Below are 20,244 nucleotides of genomic sequence, written 5' to 3'. Positions count from 1 at the left end.
ATCCGCCAGCACCCACAGGAATGTTAGGTGGTGGCGGATGGCGATCGAACAATTAAGCCCCTGAATCTAACTAACAGCTACTTGGACGCGATCGGCTACAACCCGAACCGCAAAAGTAGGAATCTTTACCGTTTCATCATCCAGACATTGCCCGGTAGTGAGACTAAAGTTTTGCTTGTAAATGGGAGAAGCAACTTTGAGAGTGCCGTTGCGATCGCCCACAAGTCCCCGCGACAACACAAAAGCTTTGCTAAACGGATCGTAATTGCTAAGCGCATAAACTTCATCCCCGTTTCCCACTCGGAAAATCGCCACTTGTTGGCCTTTAACTAAAGCGCAAACTCCCGTATTCGGGGCTATCACATCTAGAGAACACACATCTACCCAAGTTGTTACTGTATCGGAAACTTGTAATGATTGAACCATCTTCTTTTCCTGTTAATTTACTTCAATCTAGTGTTCTTGTTCCCCCCTGAATAAGGGGGGCTAGGAGGGATCTCTGGGTTTCCTAGGCTCTGCTTGGAAACCCGATTGTATGGGTTATTCGGCAACTCCAGCCAGAGCCTTTTCATGTTCGTTAGCCGGCCGTGTTTGTCCCCGTTCCGCAACACGAACAATACTCGGATCGGGCAAGTCAGAATTCACAAAATGCTGGAATCGCTGCACTTTTTGCGGGTTTTCAATCGTTGTTTTCCACTCACATTGATAAGTATTTACCAAATGTTCCATCTGCGCTTCTAATTCAGCACAAATACCGAGAGAATCTTCAACAATTACCTGTTTTAAGTATTCAATCCCGCCCTCAAGTTTGTTCAACCAAGTAGCAGTGCGTTCCAATCTATCTGCCGTGCGGATGTAGAAAACCAAGAATCGATCTATATACTTAATCAAAGTTTCCTTATCGATATCCGTCGCCAGCAAAACCGCGTGTTGTGGCTTAATACCACCATTGCCGCACACGTACAAATTCCAACCATTCTCTGTTGCAATTATCCCAAAATCCTTGCTTTGAGCTTCCGCGCATTCGCGAGTGCAGCCAGAGACAGCAGATTTGAGCTTGTGGGGCGATCGCAAACCACGATACCGCAATTCAACCTCGATCGCCAAACTCGTTGAATCCTGCACCCCAAAGCGGCACCAAGTGCTACCAACACAAGATTTTACAGTACGCAGAGCCTTACCGTAAGCGTGTCCCGACTCAAATCCCGCATCAATCAACCGACGCCAAATATGCGGCAATTGATCCACGCGAGCTCCAAACAAATCAATCCGTTGTCCGCCAGTAATCTTAGTATAAAGCCCAAAATCCCTGGCAACTTCACCCAAAACAATCAACTTATCCGGCGTGATTTCTCCCCCCGGTATTCGCGGCACCACCGAATAAGTACCGTCGCGCTGAATGTTCGCCAAAAAGTAATCGTTGGTATCTTGCAAACCGACGTGAGACTTCTCTAAAATATGGTCATTCCAAGTAGAAGCCAGCATCGAACCAACAGCAGGCTTGCAAATTTCGCAACCCTTACCTTTGCCGTGTCTTTCAATCAACTCCTCAAAGGTTTTAATCTCTTGAGAACGCACTAAATGGTACAATTCTTGACGAGAATATTCAAAATGTTCGCAGAGATTATTTTTGACTGCAAACCCAGCTTTTTTCATCTCAGACTTGAAGATATCCGTCACCAAAGGCACGCAGCCGCCGCAGCCCGTCCCAGCTTGAGTGCATTTCTTGACGCTGGCAACATCGGTTAAATTGCGATCGCGAATCGCTTCACAAATCTGCCCTTTTGTTACATTATTGCAAGAACAAATTTGAGCCGAATCAGGCAAACTGTCTACTCCAAAACCCGCTGGGACTCCCCCTTCTCGCGGTGGCATTAACAAATCTTCGGGATGCGGCGGCAGAGCAATTTCATTTTGCATGAATTGCAGCAAAGTGCCGTAAGCCGAAGCCTCTCCCACGAGAATTCCGCCTAAAATCCGGCTGCCGTCTTGATTTAAAACTAATTTTTTGTAAATGCCTTGGAAGGTGTCAGTGACAACAATTTCTTTAGCATCGGCCGACTTGGGAAAAGGATCTCCAAAACTAGCGACATCCACCCCCAATAATTTGAGTTTAGTGGACATATCCGCACCTGTAAAAGTGCTTGGGGAACGGGCATCTTGCCCGTCATCCCCTACAATGCTCAAAATATCTGCTGCTACGCTTGCCATTGTATACCCAGGCGCAACTAAGCCGTAGATGCGATTTTGATACAGGGCGCATTCTCCGATCGCATAAATGTCAGGATCTGAGGTTTGGCAGCTATCATTAATCACAATGCCACCGCGTTCTCCTACTTCTATACCGCAACTTCTGGCAATTTCGTCGCGGGGGCGAATGCCAGCAGAAAAGACAATCATATCTGTTGCCAATTCCGAACCGTCAGCAAACAGCATTTTAGTAACTTTGCCATCTTCGCTAACAATTTCTGTTGTAGATTTGCTGGTATGAACCGAAACCCCCAACTCTTCTATTTTGCTGCGGAGAATTGCACCGCCTATCTCGTCAACTTGCACGGGCATCAGCCGCGATGCAAACTCAACTACGTGAGTTTTTAAGCCCATATTTTGGAGCGCGTTTGCACATTCTAAACCTAACAAACCGCCGCCAATTACTACACCAGTTTTGCAATTTTTAGCGTAATCTGACATCGCTTCCAGGTCGTCAATTGTCCGGTAAACAAAAGTTCCTGTAGCGTCTTTGCCTTTAATTGATGGCACAAATGGATAGGAACCGGTCGCGAGAACAATTTTGTCGTAGGGAACTTCTAAACCGTTGGCTGAAGAAACTGTTTTTTGTTCGCGATTGATAGCTATTGCTTTGTCGCCGATGTAAATTTGGATGCCGTTTTCTTGATAAAATCCCGGTGCAACTAAAGATAAATCTCCCGCTGTTTTGCCAGAGAAAAATCCGCTGAGGTTTACGCGATCGTAAGCAACGCGCGGTTCTTCACAAAAAGTAATTAAATTCCAGTGTTTGGCAGCATCCGAGCTGACCATTAACTCTAGGAACTTGTGACCTACCATGCCATTGCCGATTACAATGAGGTTTTTTTTGGCTGTCATTAGAATCTCTTTTATCCCGTTTATCAGTCGTTGGGTTTATTAATATAAGACTTTATTGTAAAGTTTTGTACTTATAGATACAAAAAATCGACATTTATGCAATTGTCGAATACTCCCGATTGCATTTTTGCATGATGTGTGCGATCGAGGTAAATACGGTGCTTCACCTAAGTCTTTTTGACAAAAGGATTAGTATTATACTAGGAAGGACTCTAGACTTTTATAATTTTTAATTATTATTTAACTAACAAGCGGCAAGTCCCGCGCCCAAAACCGTACGAGTGAAGTGAGGGGATGAAAACGCACAAATTAAGTGGGTTGAATGCCCACTTGATTTATAACTATTCTCGCATATGAGGAATACTGTAGCATCAGCGCTGGGTAGTTCACGCTCCCATGCCCGAATACTGCTTCAATCCCTGCAGCCAAAGCCAGCGATTCCACACAAAAAACACCGCACTCCAACCCAACATTACCAACAAACCGCGGCCTACATCTACCGGTAATCCTATCAAGATTGAAGCGGGAAAATGAATCAAATAAGGAAAAGGCGTCCACAAAACTACTTCGCGCACGGGTGCAGGAAACACTTCTAGCGGCGCGATAAGTCCCGATAAAAACAGGTAAATTAGAAACCAGAATTGCTCGATCGCACTTGCCCTTTCCAGCCAAAAAGCAAACAGCGCAAAGGTATACTGTATTAGAAACCGCAGACAAAAAGCCAATATAATAACCAGCGAAAAAAGCAAAAACCTGCCCAAACTCGGCAGCCAAAAAGACTGCGGGTAAAGTGCAAAAAACAGCAGCACTAATCCCAATACAAACGGCAGCCTCGCAAACCTTTCGGAAATGTGAGATACGAAGTGGTGCCATACGGGATCGAGAGGCTGTAACAATCTATTAGATAGCCTGCCTTGCACTACTTCCTTTTCAAACTCCCAAATCACCCAAACTACATTTGTTTGCCTGACAATGAAAGCCGCTAAAAAATAACGGGCAAAGTCGATCGAATTCAGCCCAAATTGACCCGTTTCAGCCGCCTGCATCCAGACACCCATCAAGATAAAGGGCAAAGCTCCCGACAGCGCCCACAAAAACAATTCCGCCCGGTATTCGAGCATATAAGCATAGTAGGTAACTAGCAAAGTTTTAGCAATTCTAACAATTCTCTTCATATCAATTTTAGAGTTAATTTTGAGGTGTTAGCAACGGGCTAAAAGCCGTTCCACAAAAACACTGAATCTCTACTAAAACAGGCATCTGGCCTGTTTTTTGGGGTTAGCAACGGTCTAGAACCCCGTTCCACAAAAACACTAAATCTCTAGTAGAACAGGTATCTTCCCTGTTCTACTTTATCAGTCTAGTAGAACAGGTATCTTGCCTGTTATAGAGAATGATCTTATCCAAAAAACATTACACTTTTCCCGTGCGGAAAACGCGACCGATTACCTCTTCAATTGGCGGGTCGGTAACAGTTAAATCTATTACGTCCAAGTCCGCCAAAATCTTCGCCACGCTTACCGTCAGCTCTTCCCTTTTCACCAAAAACCGCACCGATTCTCCCTCAATAGATTCTACCTCGCCGTAAGCAAAAGCACTATCTTTTGCCAGCGGCTTAGCTAATTTTACCTGAACTTCCCGATAAGGTGCAAACCTGTCGAGCAATCCGTCTAAACTGCCATCATAAACTAATTGCCCTTCATGGATTAACAAAACGCGCTTGCACAAAGCAGTAATGTCAGCCATGTAATGGCTCGTCAACAGCACCGTTGCTTGATAGCGCTCGTTATATTCTCGCAGAAATTGCCTGACGCTAAACTGTGCGTTTATATCCAAACCTAAAGTCGGTTCATCTAAAAATAATACCTCCGGCTGGTGCAGCAGGGCCGCCATCAATTCAGCTTTCATCCGTTCGCCTAAAGAAAGCTTTCGTACCGGCTGATTCAACTTGCCTTCTAGTGACAGCATCTCTGTTAATTCTCCGACTCGCCGTCGATAATCTGTATCGGGAATGCCGTAGACTGCGGCATTGATTCGTAGAGAGTCAAGTACGGGTAAATCCCAAATTAACTGCTGTTTTTGCCCCATCACTAAGGTAATTTTTTGCAGAAAATCGGCTTCGCGACGGAAAGGAGTACGATCGCACACTCTCACTGTACCCGCAGACGGATAAATCAAACCCGTCAGCATTTTCAGCGTAGTAGTTTTGCCCGCACCGTTAGCACCTAGAAACCCCACGACTTCCCCCGGTTCAATACTGAAAGAAACGCCCTCAACTGCTTTGATATTGCGGTAAGTGCGACTAAAAAAGTGTCGCACTGTTCCTTTAAGCCCGGGTTCTTTAATCGCTACCGGATAAACTTTGCTCAAGTCTTCAACTAAGATAATTGGCATCGGCTCAAATTTTAACTTTTATTTTAATCTAGGGTATTTCCATCAGGCTTGTGCCAAGATGGAGCGATCGAGCTGTCTAGTAGGGTGCGCCAGCGATTGCTCGATCGCGAGTCAGGAAGTAACTGTGTTCTGGCGCACCCTAATAAGCTGTAGAATATTGCACAATATCCATGCTCACATCGCACAAAGTTTACAATTATGGTACTCACCCCAGATAATTCAGACATCCCTCGTTTGGTAGGAGACAATTCTCCTGAAAATATTACACTTGCACCAGGACAACTTGCTAGTTTTCCTGGGGGAGTTTGGATGGTGGGCGGCAATGATACTGTCAGGGGCTCGTCAGATGCAGAACGGATTTTCGGTAACGATGGTAAAGACAGTCTGTTAGGTGGTGTCGGCAGTGATTCTATTTACGGTGGCAAAGATGATGACGATGTTTTGGGAGAAATTGGCGAGGATTTCTTGACAGGAGATAGAAATAGCGATTTCCTTGATGGGGGTGCGGGAAATGATTTGCTGCGTGGAGGACAAGGTGTTGATTTGTTAGTGGGCGGTGACGGTAATGATACTTTAATTGGCGATAGAGAGGTGGATATTTACCAAGGTGGTGCAGGTAGCGATGTATTTGTTTTGAGAGTCGATCAAGCGGGAAGCAGAGTAGTTGGAATTGAAGTTGCTGACGCGGTAATTGTGGATTTTGATAAGTCTAGCGATTCGATTGGAATTAGTGTGGAATTTACCAGCAGCAATATCTCCTTGGAAGAGGTAAGTTATAGCTTGAACGATCCGAGACTGCTGCTGATCGATCCTGCAAGTATAGCCGGTGGAACTAGCTTATTAGCCAAGGGTGGCATCTCGCGGCAAAGTCTTGATCCCGATGGCAACGGTCGTGTGGAAGCTACTAATATTAGATTCGGTTTTACTAATGCTTTGTTGGGTACTGTTTTGAATGTGACCCCTGCCGATTTAAACGGTCGTTTTATTAATGCTAATTCTTTGCTTTAATTCGTTGCTTATATATCTCTAGTAGGGTGCGCTAGGCGCACCTTACCCATTACCCATTATCTAACTCACCGTCAAAACGGCGCGATAGCGCACTTGATTTTCGCGGACTTTCTGAATTGCTTCATTCGCTTGTGCCATTGCAAAAACTTCGACAATCGGCTCAATCTCAAACTTCTCTGCAATTGCCAGCATTTCATTAATCATAGCGCGACCGCCGATGAGAGAACTCACAATTCGGCGTTGCTTCACCAGCAGCGAAAATAACGGAATGCTCAAAGGTGCGTCGGGAACTCCCACAAAAGCAAGCGCACCGTTAGAATCGAGAAAATCAATGTACGGAACCCAATCTAAAGCAGCAGGAACAGTGCTCAACAAAATATCTAATTTGCTGCTGGGATCTTGAGGAATTTCGCCTTTTCCTACTACAATAGCTTCGTCCGCCCCCATTTTCTGTGCAAATTCTGCCTTATCTTGGGAAGTAGTAAAAACTGTAACGCGGTTGCCTAATTTTTTCGCAAATTGCACCGCCATGTGTCCCAATCCGCCGATGCCGAGAATGCCAATTTCTTGCCCGGAACTCATCCCCGCATTCCGCAAACCGGCGTAAACCGTAATTCCGCCGCACAACAGCGGCCCCGCTATTTTGGAATCGATGCCTTTGGGAATAGGAAAAGCAAACCGGGAATCTACCATCAAATAATCGGCAAAACCGCCCGGGCCTGTAACAATTAATCCCTGGTTTTCATCGCAGAGATTTTCGTTACCGCGCAAGCAGTCGCGGCACTGCAAACAAGACGACCTTTGCCAGCCGACACCAACGCGATCGCCCACTTTTAAATGAGTCACTTGCGGCCCTATTTCTGCCACTTCTCCGATAACTTCGTGGCCTGGAACCAGAGGATATTTTGATTGACCCCAGTCATTGTCAATCATGTGCAAGTCAGAGTGACAAATGCCACAGGCTAAAACTTTGATAATACATTCATGTACTTTTGGAGGGGCGACATCGAATTTGTATTCTTCAAGCAATCCGCCTGTTTTTGTAACTGCAAGTGCTTTGATTTGCATGGTGTATGTCCTGGTTTGTTTGCCATTATTATAGTGTTCGGGCGGCTTTCACAGTCTCTTTCTTTAGTTGTATATATTCAGGTGAACAGACCCGATGACTGATGCGCGTTACTAATAATTTGTCGGGTACTTATGGCGCATCTTACCAATTACCAATTACCAATTACCCATTAGCAATTACCAATAAGTCTCACAACTTTCCCTTTTCCATTGCCCACTGCATCAAACCGGGGAACAAACGATAAGCTTCCGATGCCAAAAAAGCAGGGCCGACGGTAACTTCTGCACGCTGATTTTTCACAGCATCCCAGATAGCTTTAGCAATATCTTCTGGCTGAGTTGCCCACTCAGATTTCAGCATTTTTCTCATTTGCTGACGGCGTAATTCGACTGCCGGTTCGTCTCGATCGCGAAATTGAGCTCTTTCTAAAAAATCACTGTTAATCAAACCCGGATGCACGGCGCAAACGTGAATACCTTGAGGCGCTAATTCCAATCGCAAAGTTTCTGTTAAACCGCTTACTGCATATTTGCTGGCACAATAAGCAGTCATTTGAGGCAAAGGCATTTTGCCACCAATGGAACCAACATTGACTATTGTCCCTGTTTTTCGTTGCAAAAAATGTGGCAAGATTTCTTGAATTGTGTTAACGCATCCCCAAAAATTGGTATTCATTAATTGCTGCCAGTCTTCGGAGGTAGTGTGCTCGATCGCCCCCGTGAGACAAATGCCAGCATTGTTAACTAAAACATCGATGTTGCCGCAGGTATCTAGGGCTTTTTGGACGATCGCGCGCACTTGTTGACTGTCGCCAACATCCCCCGGGATAGCGACAGCCGAAGTGCCTTCTCGCTGCACTTGAGCCGCTGCTGCTGCCAATCTCTCTGGCTGGCGAGCTACCATAACTACATCGTAACCTTTACTTGCAAATAAAATTGCCGTTGCTTTGCCGCTTCCTTGAGAAGCGCCTGTAATCAAAACTGTAGGAGCCATAGATAGTTATAAATTGTAAGTGGGTAATTTGTTTTTTACGATATTGAAACTATAACAGAGGTCTGGTAATTTTAGGGGCGCTCTATATTAATAATTATTGAGTATAGGAATTCTTTGTGCTTCGGGAATGGGCTTTTTTTAACGAACCGCGTAAGCGCTAGGACACGAAGGAAGAGAGGAGAGGAGAGGAGAAGAAGAGAATAGAAATTATTCATAATTTGTGCGAAAATTGCTTTGTAAATTTTCCCAATGCCCAATCCCCAATGCCCCATGCCCCATGCCCCATGCCTAAATAATGAATCTTCCGAAACAAACGCCTAATTGGTCGATCGCCCTAGTGTTAATTATCGGCGTTTTAGCCGTCTCAACTTCCTCAATCTTAATTCGGCTGGCTAACTTTTCCGCAGGGGCGGGCGGTTTGGGTTTCAGTCTGGTGCTCGCGGCCTCTCGTCTGACTTTATCTGCTTTAATTCTGCTTCCGGCTTGGCGGAAAATTCAGTGGAACGCGCTGCAACCGGGAGCTCGGCGCTATGCTGCTGCTGCGGGTTTGTGTCTTGCCCTGCATTTTGCCCTCTGGATTACCTCACTTTCTTATACTTCGATCGCCGCCTCGACGGCCCTTGTCACCACTAATCCTGTCTGGGTAGCGCTTTTGTCGCGCTTCTGGTTCGGGGAAAAACTCAGCAAAATGTCGATCGCTGGCATTACTATAGCCCTGACTGGGGGAATGGCGATCGCTCTGGGAAGTGCGGGCGCAGCTAATGCCGGCAGCAGCCAACTGCTGGGCGATTTCCTGGCTCTGGCTGGTTCCTGGGCTGTCAGCTTGTATTTGCTGCTGGGCCGGGAAGCTCAGCGGCGGGGACTGGGAATTGGTGGCTATATCGCGATCGCCTATACTGTTGCTGCGATCGTCCTGCTGCCTCTCCCCTTCGCCTTCGGCACTACTTATACTAATTACCCCGACATTGTATATTTTTATATTTTGTTAACGGCTGCTTTGCCTCAGTTAGTCGGCCACACCATTTTGAACTGGGCGGTAGTGCAGATTTCCCCAACTCTGGTAACTCTTGCCATCTTGTTTGAACCGGTTGGGGCGAGTTGGTTGGGTTATTTGCTGTTTGGGGAAGTGCCGGCGCCGGCGGTACTCGCAGGTGCTGCGGTGCTGCTGTTGGGGGTAGCAACCGCTACCCTCGGAGCAAAAAAAATTACTGTCAACAGTTAAGAGTTAACAGTTTTCGACATTGCCACTACACTTGCCGTGAGTCAGAATAAAACAAATTAGGGCTTAAAAACCCCAATAACTCATCAGTGAAATATCGATTCAAAACTATCAAAGGTCTGAGTAATGACTAATAATACTCGGCGGCCTTTAGGAGAATAAAATTATGCTGCCAGAACAACTACAGCGGATCATCGGCTACTTTATCGAAGAAGCCACAGAACAGATCCAAATTATCGGGCAAGGCTTGCAAGGTTTGCAAAACACCGTGCCAGAACCCCAAAGAATACACCAGCTCATCCGAGCCTCGCACTCGATTAAAGGGGGAGCAGCTATGCTCGGATTTAGCAGCATTCAGCGCATTGCTCATCGGTTGGAGGATTATTTAAAGCTGCTTAGAGAATGTCCGATCGCCATTGATAGCAGGCTACAATCGCTCTTAACCGAAGTTTTTGATATTTTAGCCGCTCTCGTGTCCAAGGTTTCTAAGGGTTTTGGGCTCAACCACGAAGACGCAAACCAAATGCTCTCCCTCGTCGAACCGGTTTTTGACGAACTCGACGCTTACCTGAGATTGCGAATTCCTACTCGCCTGACTGTGAGAGCTACTACGGACGAACATATTCACGTTTTCTCCGGTTACTGCACCTCCCTGAGCGAATTTTCCTCGGCTATCGCTTCGCGCGTTGGTTTGCTGGGAGGCACTATTACCCGCCACGATCAGGATAGCCAGGGGATACGCCTGTGTATTGACATTTACCTGCCGCCTTACACCAGGATCGAAAACATCCGCCAAGCTGTCGAACTCTCGGGCGCTATTATCGGGAATGTTCAGACGCAGCGGGACTTTTCGCTGTTGGCGACTGCGGATTATCCGGTTTACCAAAGTGCGATCGAACCTCCCGCAATTTGCATCGGATGCCGCTACTATTACGGCAGAAGCGACGGCGGCTACCTGCTCAACTGCACGATCCATCCCCGCGGCCCGGAAACCGAAGATTGTCGCGATCGCGAACCGGAATAAGCGCTGAAAACTCAGCCCTCGGAACTACGATTGGCCACCCGAAAAACTTTCTTCTGAAACCAATATTTTCCCGGAAACATTTCACATTACCCCCTACCTATTTTTTTTGAGTTGCTAGATAATTAGATCTTTCTCTGTTAGACAACTAAATCCTTGTTCCTTCTGAAAGCTCCCCTAACAACTGATACCGCAACTCTAATTAATTGCATCATGCTTGCAGGATGAGCTATCGCCCAGACATTGATTGTCAGACAAGTGATTCCCATAACTAGCAAGATGTATGTCGGAGGCATGACTACCCCGATCGCGAACCAGGTAAAAACGTGAAATATCATTGCTGTAGCCCAAAGGCTGGCGACAACTACAGACGCCCAAATTTGCATTCGAGGTCGGTTTAGTCCTATCAAAATCGCTGTCTGCAAAGTAGTCAGCAAGTTTGCCGGAACTAAAAAGGCACAGATAGCTATGCAGTAGGTATGAGAAAATTCAGTAACTGTATTGAAGTCGATCATCAGTCTAATTGTCGGGCCTGTTGGGTATACTTAAAGAGCTTAGCGTGACTTGACTTTCAGATCTTGTCACCCTTACCTTAACTTAATATTTCAGTAAGTAGGCCGCTCTGGAGACGCATTTCTCTCCCCCTTTTGCAGCAGGCAAAATCTTACCACAAATATTAAAGTTTTGGGAAATTATTAAACCTACTTCAAGAATGGCAACAATTGCTATGATAATTAACATCGGGAAACGATAGTATAGAAGAGCCAAGTCGATAAATTTTCTAGAAGGCTGAGGCGGCTTGAACAGCCACACATAGGGCACGCTGATTTTCGACTAAATCATTTTGATGCGCTGATTCTCGGATGATTGATTCTCAGTGTCCGTCCAGGGCTCGATCCATTATGCGATCGAACAATATGAGATTATTATGGAAAAGCCAATTTGCTCTCAAATCTCCAATCATTAGAACCCTCTCGACATTTTACAGCGGAAGACAAAGAAAATGGATCTACAAATCACAATTCCCGCACTCGAAGAAGTTGACTTGACAAACTGCGACAGAGAACCCATTCACATATCGGGGCACATTCAGCCACACGGAGTGCTACTTGTTGTACGAGAACCTGAACTAGAAATACTGCAAGTCAGCGAAAATACGCAAGATTTGTTAGGAGTAGAGCCGGAAAGTGCGATCGGTCGAAATTTGAGCTTATTCTTCAATCGAGTTCAACTAAAAAAACTCAAGCTTTGTTTGTGTAATGAAAACTTAAAAACCGTTAATCCCATTAAACTCTCTGTCATAAACAAAGGTAAATATTTAGAATTTGACTGCATCCTCCACCGAGTAGAAGAAGTATTGATGGTCGAGTTGGAATTAGCCACCAGCCCAGAAAATCTTTCTGTTTTTAGTTTTTATCATTCAGTGAGAGCCACGATCAGCAAAATTCAAAGCGCCAAAAATCTCAAGGAATTATCTCAAATAACTGTAGAAGAAGTCAGAAAAATATCGGGTTTTGATAGAGTGATGGTCTATCAATTTGACCACGAAGGCAACGGCGCTGTAATCGCTGAAGACAAAGCAGAAATGCTGAGTCCTTTCTTAGGATTAAACTACCCAAGTTCAGATATTCCAAAACAAGCCCGACAACTGTATGCGTTAAATTGGCTGAGGTTAATCCCAGATATTAATTATCAACCAGTCCCCCTTGTTTCAGGAAATAATGCTGTCACGACCCAGCCCCGAAACCTGAGTTTCAGCGTATTGAGAAGCGTTTCTCCCATTCACATAGAATACCTGCAAAATATGGGCGTTGCAGCTTCGATGTCAATCTCATTAATCAAAGACAAAAAACTGTGGGGATTGATTGCTTGCCACAACTATACACCAAAACACCTCAACTATGAATTGCGCGCAGCCTGCGAATTTATCGGGCAAGTAATGTCCTTAGAACTGCAATCAAAAGAAGGAAACGAAGACTACGACTACAAACTATACTTAAAATCCATTCAAACCAAGATTTTTGAAGACATATCCACGTCCGAAAACTTGTCAGAAGTGTTAGTTAAATGTCAGCATAATTTGCTAGAAGCAGTCAACGCCCAGGGAGCAGCAATAGTATTTGGAGACAATTGCTATCAAGTAGGGCAAACACCTCAAGGAGAAGCGCTCAAATACTTAACTAATTGGGTGCAAGAGCATTTAAATAAAGAAATTTTTTATACAGACTCGCTCACCAAATGCTATCCAGAAGCTGAGGAATTTAAAAACACAGCCAGCGGGTGTTTAGCCATAGCAATATCCCCGACTCAGAAAATATACATTTTGTGGTTTCGCCCGGAAGTAATTAAGACCGTAAATTGGGCGGGCAACCCCAACAAACCACTTGAAACCGATGAAGATGGCAACCCTCGACTGTCTCCTCGGAAATCCTTCGAGCTGTGGAAAGAAAATGTGAGGTACAAATCGTTGCCTTGGAAACAATGCGAAATAGACGCTGCATTGGAACTAAAAAAAGCAATGATTAATATAGTGCTGTGTCAAGTCGATAAACTCGAAAAATTAAATAGAGCACTAGAAGAATCAGTCGCCAGAGAACGGGAAAAAACTGCTAATTTAAAAACAGCAATGTCCGAGCTTAAGCGGGCGCAAACTCAATTGGTGCAAAGCGAAAGAATGTCAAGTTTGGGACAGTTGGTGTCGGCGGTAGCTTATGAAGTCACTAACCCGATTAACTTCATCTACGGCAATCTTAGCTATGCTAATGAATACAGTCAAAAAATGATCAATTTATTGCAGCTTTACGATCAGCACTATCCGTCGCCTTCGCCAGAAATTCAAGCACAAATAGAAGCAGTAGAATTAGAGTTCATAGTTGAAGACTTACCGAAGTTGCTGGGTTCAATGAAAGTAGGAGCTAACCGCATCCGCGAGATAGTTCAGTCGCTGCGAAATTTCTCTAGAATTGACGAAGCAGAGATTAAACCCGTTGACATTCACGACGGATTGGACAGCGCTTTGCTGATTTTGAGCAATCGACTCAAACCGAAGCCCGATCGCCCTGCAATTCATCTCATCAAAGAATATGGCTCTCTGCCTTTGGTGGAGTGTTACGCAGTTCAAATCAACCAAGTATTTATGAATGTACTGGCCAATGCAATTGATGCTCTCGAAGAGGCCTTTGTCAACAATAATTTATCCTCGAAAGCCGGGGACAAAGAAGAGCCAGTTAAGTACGGACAAATTCGGATTGTGACTGAACTTTGTCCGGGAAAAAAAGCCGTAGCAGTTCGGATCGAGGACAACGGTTGGGGCATGACTCAAACAGTTCACCAGAAAATTTTTGAGCCGTTTTTTAGCACAAAACAGGTGGGCAAAGGTGCGGGGATAGGTTTGGCGATTAGCCACGAAATTGTGGTAGAACAACACGGTGGCAAATTGACTTGCATTTCTGCCCCCGGAGAGGGAACCGAGTTGATTATTGAGATTCCCTTGAGCCAAATTCATCCGACACCAATTGTCAAATAAAAAAAAGTCCGCCCTAGCGAAGCTATCCCAAAGGCTAGGAAATCGACCAAATTCAAAAATCGAAAATTAGATTAAAATACAAAAGCAGCTAAGTAGATTTGAGCCAATTCAGAGGAAGCTAGTATGACTGAAAAAAAAACCGCCCAATGGGATGCCGGCCGGTTTCTCAAAACCTTGGCTTATTTCGGCGTCATTCCCTTCATTGGCAGCATTAGCTGGCTGCAACAACTCTTTGGAAGCAGCAGCAAAACTAAAAAAGACCAACCCAAACTGGTACTGGTAGCCGGTGCCACCGGCGGCGTCGGGAAGCGAGTTGTCAAGCGGCTGCAACAGCGGGGATATAAAGTACGCTGCCTCGTCAGAGATGCTAAAAGAGCAACAGAAATTCTCGGCAAAAATGTCGAGTTAGTCGAAGGAGATATCACACTCCCAGAAACCCTAACACCGCTAGTAACCGAGGGCATAGAAGCAGTTATCTGCTGTACCGGCACTAAAGTTCAACCGATAGAAGGAGACACCCCAACCCGGGAAAAATATTATCAAGGCATCAAATTTTATATGCCGGAAGTTGTGGATGTTCCCGAAATAGTCGAATACAAAGGCCTGAATAATTTAGTCCAAGCTGTTCGCCGCCAGCTAATTCAAGCAGGCGAAAAAACAATTTTTGACTTCACAAAACCCAGCCAAGATTTGAAAGAAACTTGGGGTGCGCTAGACGATATCGTGATGGGTGGCACCAGTGAAAGTTCGATCGTACTTACAGACAATACGGCTATATTCACAGGCAATGTTTCTACCGCCAACTCGGGCGGCTTTGCTTCGGTGCGTACTCGCAACTTCGATCCTCCGCTCAATCTCACAGGATTTAGCGGCCTCTACCTGCGCGTCAAAGGAGACGGCAAGCGCTACAAATTGATTGTTCGCAACGAAGCTAAATGGGATGGAATTGGCTATTGCTATTCGTTTGATACTGTTTACAATACCTGGATTACTATCACCGTTCCTTTTGATGAGTTAATTCCAGTATTCCGCGCGAAAACTGTTAAGGATGGCTCTAAATTTGATGGCAGCAGTATTTTTTCTTTTCAGTTAATGTTGAGCAAGTTTGAATATGACGGCGCGCTCAACCCGAAATTTACACCGGGTATTTTTCAACTGGAGTTAGAATCTATTAAAGCTTATGGGGGACAGACTTTGCCGCGATTTGTGATGGTGAGTTCGGCAGGAGTTACCCGCCCGGGCCGTCCGGGAATTAACTTGGAAGAAGAACCGCCGGCAGTCAGGATGAATGATATGTTGGGGGGGATTTTGACTTGGAAGCTGAAAGGGGAAGATTGTGTGCGATCGAGCGGCATACCTTATACTGTTGTCAGACCCTGCGCTTTGACTGAAGAACCGGGAGGCAAAGCTTTAATATTTGAGCAAGGAGACAATATTAGGGGCAAAGTTAGTCGGGAAGATATTGCAGAATTGTGCGTGGAGGCTTTGGAACAGCCTCAAGCTTGCAACGTTACTTTTGAGGTGAAAGAGGGGGAAAATGGTAGTTCTCCCGGAGACTGGCAGGCTTTGTTTTCTGGAGTGAAATAACATATAGCACTTCTTAGTAAAATGAGGTACGCTGGGTGATTTATAACGGGTTCCCAGGCTAAGCCTGGGAATCAATGTCCAGAGGCTCTGCCTCGCTTGTTAGTAGGAAAATGGGAGGCAGAGCCTCCGGATATGCGTTACCAGGCAGAGCCTGTTAACGAGTAAAATGCGAGTTTTATAACGGGTTCCCAGGCTTAGCCTGGGAATTAATGTCCAGAGGCTCTGCCTCGCTTGTTAGTAGGAAAATGGGAGGCAGAGCCTCCGGATATGCGTTACCAAGCAGAGCCTGTTAACGAGTAAAATTACCAATTACCAATTACTATGTCTGTGACTTTTTCCCGACGCTATTTGACCCCTTATTTGTTTTTGCTTCCGGCTTTATTTATTTTGAGTTTGACTGTTTTATGGCCGGCGGTGCAAGCTTTTTATTTGAGTTTTACTAATTACGAATATGATTTAACTCAAATGCCGCAGTGGGTGGGTTTGAAGAATTTTAACAGGTTGTGGGGCGATCGCACATTCTGGCAAACTTTGACGAATACGCTGCTGTATCTCGCTTGCGTTGTCCCTGTATTGGTTGTTCTACCGTTGGGAATGGCGATTTTGTGCAACCAAAAACTTAAGGGGATGAACTGGTTTCGAGCAGCATACTACACGCCGGCGGTGATTTCAATGGTTGTCGCCGGGATTGCTTGGAAGTGGCTGTTTGCTGAGACTGGACTGCTGAATCAGTTGGGGGAATTGTTGGGTTTACCTCCTGTTTCTTGGCTGGCTAATCCGAAGTTAGCAATCTTTAGCGTCATGGCGGTTACTATCTGGAAAGGATTGGGCTATTACATGGTGATTTATTTGGCAGGGCTGCAAGCTATTCCGGCAGAACTTTATGAGGCTGCTGCTATTGATGGTTCTGATGGTTTGGGAAAGCACTGGGATATTACTGTGCCGCTGATGAAGCCTTATTTAGTTTTAGTTGCGGTAATTTCTGCGATTTCTGCTACTAAGGTTTTTGAAGAAGTTTATATTATGACTCAGGGCGGGCCTCGCAATAGTTCTAAGACTGTGGTTTATTATCTTTACGAACGGGCTTTTAAGGATTTGGAAATTGGCTATGCTTGTACGATCGGGCTGGTTTTGTTTTTGCTAATTTTGGGTTTGTCGATTTTGCAAGTTAGCCTTCAGGGTTTGACTGGCAATGATTAAGATTTATGACTGATTAAAACTCACGCACTCCGGGCATCATAAACTCGGTTTCTCGTTCTCACTCCTGTTGCTCCCAGGACTTCCTTACATTCAGAAACCGGGTTTATTGGTCTAATTTTAGACGGGAATCTCGAAGTAATGCGATCGCTCACGGCTTGGGGCAGGTCTTATTGGCGAAATCACAGCTATAAATATAGGGTTTCTGCCAGTTCAGAGGAATTTCTAATAAATCCCTGGTTCCGGTCATTCCCTGTCCCAGAAAGAGCAGCACGGCGATCGAGTTCAAGATCACATGGATAGTGCGCCAGCGATTTGAGCGGTCTTTGTAAATGTCTTCAATGATGGCAAGGGAGAAAACCATAATTAGCGCAGCGACGATGCCAATGTAGTAGTGAGACCAATACCATTCATTGGTTCGCCGATAAACCCCATCTTGAGTGCCAAGAATTACCAAACCCGTACCTGTTAGGGTCGCAAATATGCCGCGCCATAAAGCGGGTGTAGCTCGATATAGCATGACCAAAGAGCCGACAGTTGCCACAAACATCAGGACAATGAAAATTACCTGAAAGGAGTTTTTACTCCAAACATCCTTGCTCAAAATATGCTCAAAAATCGGGTAGGCTAGACCCAACAACGTCACTCCTACCACAGAACCTGACAGAATTCGACCTGCTTTGACGTGTTCTGGACCGACTACAGGTGGAATTTTGCTCTTGGTGTCGATCGCAATTTGCTTCCGACGCTGCATGGTTTGCCACCCCATATTGAGAACAATACCAAGCATAGGAAAAACAATCGCTACAGCTAAAATAGGATGCAGCAAAGCCAGAAAATCTTTAAATTCCATAGATCACCTTTTTGTTGAAGAGGGTTGGCTTCATCAACCCGGTTTTTGCGATACATAATATCATACCCGGCGATCTAAGCACAGTAAGTTTGCAGTCAGGACTAATAGTTATTATTCACTGGCATAGAGAGGATTGAAGTCCTGACTACAAACACGCTTTATGAAGGGTAACTCACCAGAAATGTTGATAAATCAGAAGCTAGGATATAGCAGTTGTCAATTGCGTGAGGTACAGCTTTGTCAGTTACGAAATTACCCAATTACGATTACCTTCTTCTCAGATAAATAAAAACTGCTGGCGGTAATCTCAGTGCCAGTTAGCCACTAATTATCTGCATCACTTTGAGCTTAGCTGAACAGTTCTTGGTTATTCACAATAGTAGGCTAATTTTTGTTCGCTAAAGCAATGTGACCAGGGATATCGCCCATCCACTGTGCTTGTACTTTCTTGTCGTAGTTGAGATAAAGCTTCCGATTAACGATTTTCTAGGCGTCACAAGGGTTGGCTTGTACCACCTTATTGAAGTGTATATTCGTGCGTTACGGATTAAATTAGAAGCAAGTAACTCAAAATGCCTGCTGCATACTGTTCGGGGAGTTGGATATGTGCTGCGAGAGCAAAAGTGATGAGGGGCGGATTTACAAATACTTGGCAGATGAAGTATGGATACTGGTGAACCCGCTCCTATTATACTACCTATTTTTGGGTTAAAAATATACCTAAAAATCAGGTCGTTCCTGATAATCTTCCGCAGAACTAGGGTCTAATTCCCAGCGACTTTCATCTCGATGTTCAAGCATATTTGTTGTGTTCAAAATAGCGCCATCGGCCATCTCTATGCCCGCAGCGGCTCCGAGTTCGTCAACCATATCCATGTCGGGAGTAGGCGCAGTTCCGCCCACGGATTGCTCGCCAGTGGCACTTTCTTGTTCCGCAGCCGGATCGCCATCTTCGCCGCCGATTTGGGAACTGGTGGAAGAGTATTCCGAACTGCTGTCCTGCAGGGTAGTTATGTCGTCTTGGCTCAATCCCGGTTGATCGATGACGCCGGTACCGTAAGATTCGCTAATTTCTTGAGGCAATTCGCCCAAATTATCGCGTTCTGTTGTTTTTTTTGTGTTGCCTTTCTTTTGCTTGGCCACGATACTTGCTCCTGTTTGTTTTTGAACTCAATTAAATTAAAAATGTCCGAATTTGGCTTTAACTGAATTGTTTTTAGTAATTGCCGATGGCTATAATTAAGTGGTATTGTAATTACTATTTAAGCCTTTAGCTTCTATCCCAGGAAATATATTGATTCTGAGCAGCTATTTCATTGGGAATACAAAAAGCGATCGCCCTTTTGCAACGGGCGATCGCTTTTTAATGGGGAGGGTAATTCTATTCAGGAAAATCAGGAATTATCCATTTGGGGGGTTCCGTCCGTTTCCTTCTCACCGCTTCCTCTGCTATTTCTAGCATTTTATCCAGAGAAGTATTTTCAATAAAGTTGGACGTTGCTTGTGCGTATTCCCGCTTCGGGCACTTGTCGCCCAGAACGCAGCCATTGACGCAAGCTACAGCACAATCGACAGTGTTCTCCACCATAACTTTTTTCCTTTCACGGTTCCAACAACTAATAGGCAGGTACTCTGGGGGAATTTGTCAAGAGACTGCTCTATATCTTTATTTTACTTCACAAATTGTCATCAAAGGTCGATCGCCAGGGCAAAACTGTTATAAAATCAAAGCAACCTACCTAATCTGCCGATCGTGAGTAATTTTCTGCGGCGCTTAAAGCTTTTACCTTGGCGAGAAATGCTGCAAATTGCCGCCCTCGTCAACTGCATCGTGCTTGGATTGGAGTTATTTTTAGCCTGGGGTTTCACGCAATCGCGACCAATCCGCAACGTCGTGACGCTTCTTTACGGCCCCTCCCTCGGGACATTGATACCTTTCGCTGCTGCAGTGGGAATGGGAGCTTTAGCAGTGTACTTTTTAGAGTATTGGCAACAACAATTTTTGCTAAACCGAATTAGTTTGTGGGTTTTAGTTTTCTGCGTGCTCTTGGGTTTGGTGTTAAAGTCATTTCTACCCATCCCTCCTTTATTAGCAAGTTTATCGGAAGCTGCACTAATCGGAGTTACTGTGGGAGTTTTTTGGAAGGGCCGGCCTTATTGGCGATAGTCATGCCATTTTAGATTTTAGATTTTAGATTGGCTATGACTGATGAAGATTCCGGTTTCGAGCCTGTCTACAGTTGCATTTTTTTGTGAAAATAGTATCATTAGT

Annotated in this window: 17 protein-coding genes and 1 pseudogene; 8 read left to right on the top strand and 10 right to left on the bottom strand. The window is 45.1% G+C overall.

Annotated features, from left to right (window positions below; translation table 11 throughout):
• Window positions 1-66: 66 nt before the first annotated feature.
• From nirD to QUA25_RS03530, 4 genes are all read right to left on the bottom strand, one after another.
• Entirely contained in the window at window positions 67-426 is a 360-nt protein-coding gene (gene nirD / locus QUA25_RS03545) for a nitrite reductase small subunit NirD (RefSeq protein WP_333035630.1), read from the bottom strand.
• A gap of 114 nt (window positions 427-540) precedes the next feature.
• On the bottom strand, window positions 541-3,105 hold the full coding sequence (nirB, locus tag QUA25_RS03540) for a nitrite reductase large subunit NirB (RefSeq protein ID WP_333035628.1): 2,565 nt from the start codon (window positions 3,103-3,105) through the stop codon (window positions 541-543).
• 386 nt (window positions 3,106-3,491) lie between these two features.
• Window positions 3,492-4,280: an ABC-2 family transporter protein gene (locus QUA25_RS03535; RefSeq protein ID WP_333035626.1), complete on the bottom strand. Its 789-nt coding sequence runs from the start codon at window positions 4,278-4,280 to the stop codon at window positions 3,492-3,494.
• Between the two features lie 238 nt (window positions 4,281-4,518).
• On the bottom strand, window positions 4,519-5,499 hold the full coding sequence (locus tag QUA25_RS03530; RefSeq protein ID WP_333035625.1) for an ATP-binding cassette domain-containing protein: 981 nt from the start codon (window positions 5,497-5,499) through the stop codon (window positions 4,519-4,521).
• A 198-nt stretch (window positions 5,500-5,697) separates the two neighbouring features.
• On the opposite strand from QUA25_RS03530, the gene QUA25_RS03525 reads away from it, so the two are divergent.
• Complete coding sequence (locus tag QUA25_RS03525) at window positions 5,698-6,507, top strand: calcium-binding protein (protein WP_333035623.1); 810 nt, start codon at window positions 5,698-5,700, stop codon at window positions 6,505-6,507.
• Between the two features lie 60 nt (window positions 6,508-6,567).
• Here the strand turns inward: QUA25_RS03525 and QUA25_RS03520 are convergent, their stop codons facing one another.
• Together QUA25_RS03520 and QUA25_RS03515 are read right to left on the bottom strand one after the other, a co-directional pair.
• A complete protein-coding gene (locus QUA25_RS03520) occupies window positions 6,568-7,575 on the bottom strand; it encodes an NAD(P)-dependent alcohol dehydrogenase (RefSeq protein WP_333035622.1) in 1,008 nt (335 codons plus the stop codon).
• A gap of 190 nt (window positions 7,576-7,765) precedes the next feature.
• Window positions 7,766-8,569: an SDR family oxidoreductase gene (locus tag QUA25_RS03515; RefSeq protein WP_333035621.1), complete on the bottom strand. Its 804-nt coding sequence runs from the start codon at window positions 8,567-8,569 to the stop codon at window positions 7,766-7,768.
• 295 nt (window positions 8,570-8,864) lie between these two features.
• Here QUA25_RS03515 and QUA25_RS03510 point away from each other — a divergent pair, with 295 nt between their 5' ends.
• Both QUA25_RS03510 and QUA25_RS03505 read left to right on the top strand, forming a co-directional pair.
• Window positions 8,865-9,791, top strand: a complete 927-nt coding sequence (locus QUA25_RS03510) for a DMT family transporter (RefSeq protein WP_333035619.1) — start codon at window positions 8,865-8,867, stop codon at window positions 9,789-9,791.
• Window positions 9,792-9,954: 163 nt separating this feature from the next.
• Entirely contained in the window at window positions 9,955-10,812 is an 858-nt protein-coding gene (locus QUA25_RS03505) for an Hpt domain-containing protein (protein WP_333035617.1), read from the top strand.
• Between the two features lie 137 nt (window positions 10,813-10,949).
• Here the strand turns inward: QUA25_RS03505 and QUA25_RS03500 are convergent, their stop codons facing one another.
• Window positions 10,950-11,324: a hypothetical protein gene (locus QUA25_RS03500; protein WP_333035615.1), complete on the bottom strand. Its 375-nt coding sequence runs from the start codon at window positions 11,322-11,324 to the stop codon at window positions 10,950-10,952.
• Window positions 11,325-11,812: 488 nt separating this feature from the next.
• Here QUA25_RS03500 and QUA25_RS03495 point away from each other — a divergent pair, with 488 nt between their 5' ends.
• The 3 genes from QUA25_RS03495 to QUA25_RS03485 all read left to right on the top strand — a co-directional run bounded on the left by QUA25_RS03495 (window position 11,813) and on the right by QUA25_RS03485 (window position 17,122).
• Window positions 11,813-14,335 (top strand): ATP-binding protein, encoded by a 2,523-nt coding sequence (locus QUA25_RS03495; protein ID WP_333035613.1) that lies wholly within the window; start codon window positions 11,813-11,815, stop codon window positions 14,333-14,335.
• A gap of 123 nt (window positions 14,336-14,458) precedes the next feature.
• Window positions 14,459-15,922 (top strand): CIA30 family protein, encoded by a 1,464-nt coding sequence (locus tag QUA25_RS03490; protein ID WP_333035612.1) that lies wholly within the window; start codon window positions 14,459-14,461, stop codon window positions 15,920-15,922.
• 321 nt (window positions 15,923-16,243) lie between these two features.
• Window positions 16,244-17,122, top strand: a complete 879-nt coding sequence (locus QUA25_RS03485; protein WP_333035611.1) for a sugar ABC transporter permease — start codon at window positions 16,244-16,246, stop codon at window positions 17,120-17,122.
• Between the two features lie 148 nt (window positions 17,123-17,270).
• Here QUA25_RS03485 and QUA25_RS03480 read toward each other — a convergent pair whose 3' ends face one another.
• The gene (locus QUA25_RS03480; protein WP_333035610.1) at window positions 17,271-17,972 is read right to left on the bottom strand and encodes a DUF4079 domain-containing protein; all 702 of its coding nucleotides are present in this window, start codon (window positions 17,970-17,972) and stop codon (window positions 17,271-17,273) included.
• A gap of 513 nt (window positions 17,973-18,485) precedes the next feature.
• On the opposite strand from QUA25_RS03480, the pseudogene QUA25_RS03475 reads away from it, so the two are divergent.
• Window positions 18,486-18,599: pseudogene (locus tag QUA25_RS03475) on the top strand (winged helix-turn-helix domain-containing protein); the annotation flags it as partial.
• 93 nt (window positions 18,600-18,692) lie between these two features.
• Here QUA25_RS03475 and QUA25_RS03470 read toward each other — a convergent pair.
• Together QUA25_RS03470 and QUA25_RS03465 are read right to left on the bottom strand one after the other, a co-directional pair.
• Window positions 18,693-19,115, bottom strand: a complete 423-nt coding sequence (locus QUA25_RS03470; RefSeq protein WP_333035609.1) for a DUF6335 family protein — start codon at window positions 19,113-19,115, stop codon at window positions 18,693-18,695.
• A 238-nt stretch (window positions 19,116-19,353) separates the two neighbouring features.
• Window positions 19,354-19,560 carry a hypothetical protein gene (locus QUA25_RS03465; protein WP_333035607.1) on the bottom strand — a complete coding sequence of 69 codons (207 nt, stop codon included), beginning with the start codon at window positions 19,558-19,560 and terminating at the stop codon, window positions 19,354-19,356.
• A gap of 165 nt (window positions 19,561-19,725) precedes the next feature.
• Here QUA25_RS03465 and QUA25_RS03460 point away from each other — a divergent pair, with 165 nt between their 5' ends.
• Window positions 19,726-20,139, top strand: a complete 414-nt coding sequence (locus QUA25_RS03460) for a peptide chain release factor 1 (RefSeq protein ID WP_333035606.1) — start codon at window positions 19,726-19,728, stop codon at window positions 20,137-20,139.
• The last annotated feature ends 105 nt before the right edge of the window (window positions 20,140-20,244 follow it).

The organism is Microcoleus sp. Pol17C6 (assembly GCF_036701145.1).
GTDB lineage: Bacteria > Cyanobacteriota > Cyanobacteriia > Cyanobacteriales > Microcoleaceae > Microcoleus.
The sequence above is the reverse complement of the archived record's forward strand: the minus strand, read 5'-3'. Positions and strand labels throughout refer to the sequence as shown.

Bases quoted from the DNA above. Each gene is read 5' to 3' on its own strand.
- QUA25_RS03520 (WP_333035622.1), bottom strand. From the start codon at position 7,575: ATGCAAATCAAAGCACTTGCAGTTACAAAAACAGGCGGATTGCTTGAA.
- nirD (WP_333035630.1), bottom strand. From the start codon at position 426: ATGGTTCAATCATTACAAGTTTCCGATACAGTAACAACTTGGGTAGAT.
- QUA25_RS03510 (WP_333035619.1), top strand. From the start codon at position 8,865: ATGAATCTTCCGAAACAAACGCCTAATTGGTCGATCGCCCTAGTGTTA.
- QUA25_RS03515 (WP_333035621.1), bottom strand. From the start codon at position 8,569: ATGGCTCCTACAGTTTTGATTACAGGCGCTTCTCAAGGAAGCGGCAAA.
- nirB (WP_333035628.1), bottom strand. From the start codon at position 3,105: ATGACAGCCAAAAAAAACCTCATTGTAATCGGCAATGGCATGGTAGGT.
- QUA25_RS03505 (WP_333035617.1), top strand. From the start codon at position 9,955: ATGCTGCCAGAACAACTACAGCGGATCATCGGCTACTTTATCGAAGAA.
- QUA25_RS03535 (WP_333035626.1), bottom strand. From the start codon at position 4,280: ATGAAGAGAATTGTTAGAATTGCTAAAACTTTGCTAGTTACCTACTAT.
- QUA25_RS03495 (WP_333035613.1), top strand. From the start codon at position 11,813: ATGGATCTACAAATCACAATTCCCGCACTCGAAGAAGTTGACTTGACA.
- QUA25_RS03525 (WP_333035623.1), top strand. From the start codon at position 5,698: ATGGTACTCACCCCAGATAATTCAGACATCCCTCGTTTGGTAGGAGAC.
- QUA25_RS03500 (WP_333035615.1), bottom strand. From the start codon at position 11,324: ATGATCGACTTCAATACAGTTACTGAATTTTCTCATACCTACTGCATA.
- QUA25_RS03485 (WP_333035611.1), top strand. From the start codon at position 16,244: ATGTCTGTGACTTTTTCCCGACGCTATTTGACCCCTTATTTGTTTTTG.
- QUA25_RS03480 (WP_333035610.1), bottom strand. From the start codon at position 17,972: ATGGAATTTAAAGATTTTCTGGCTTTGCTGCATCCTATTTTAGCTGTA.
- QUA25_RS03465 (WP_333035607.1), bottom strand. From the start codon at position 19,560: ATGGTGGAGAACACTGTCGATTGTGCTGTAGCTTGCGTCAATGGCTGC.
- QUA25_RS03490 (WP_333035612.1), top strand. From the start codon at position 14,459: ATGACTGAAAAAAAAACCGCCCAATGGGATGCCGGCCGGTTTCTCAAA.
- QUA25_RS03530 (WP_333035625.1), bottom strand. From the start codon at position 5,499: ATGCCAATTATCTTAGTTGAAGACTTGAGCAAAGTTTATCCGGTAGCG.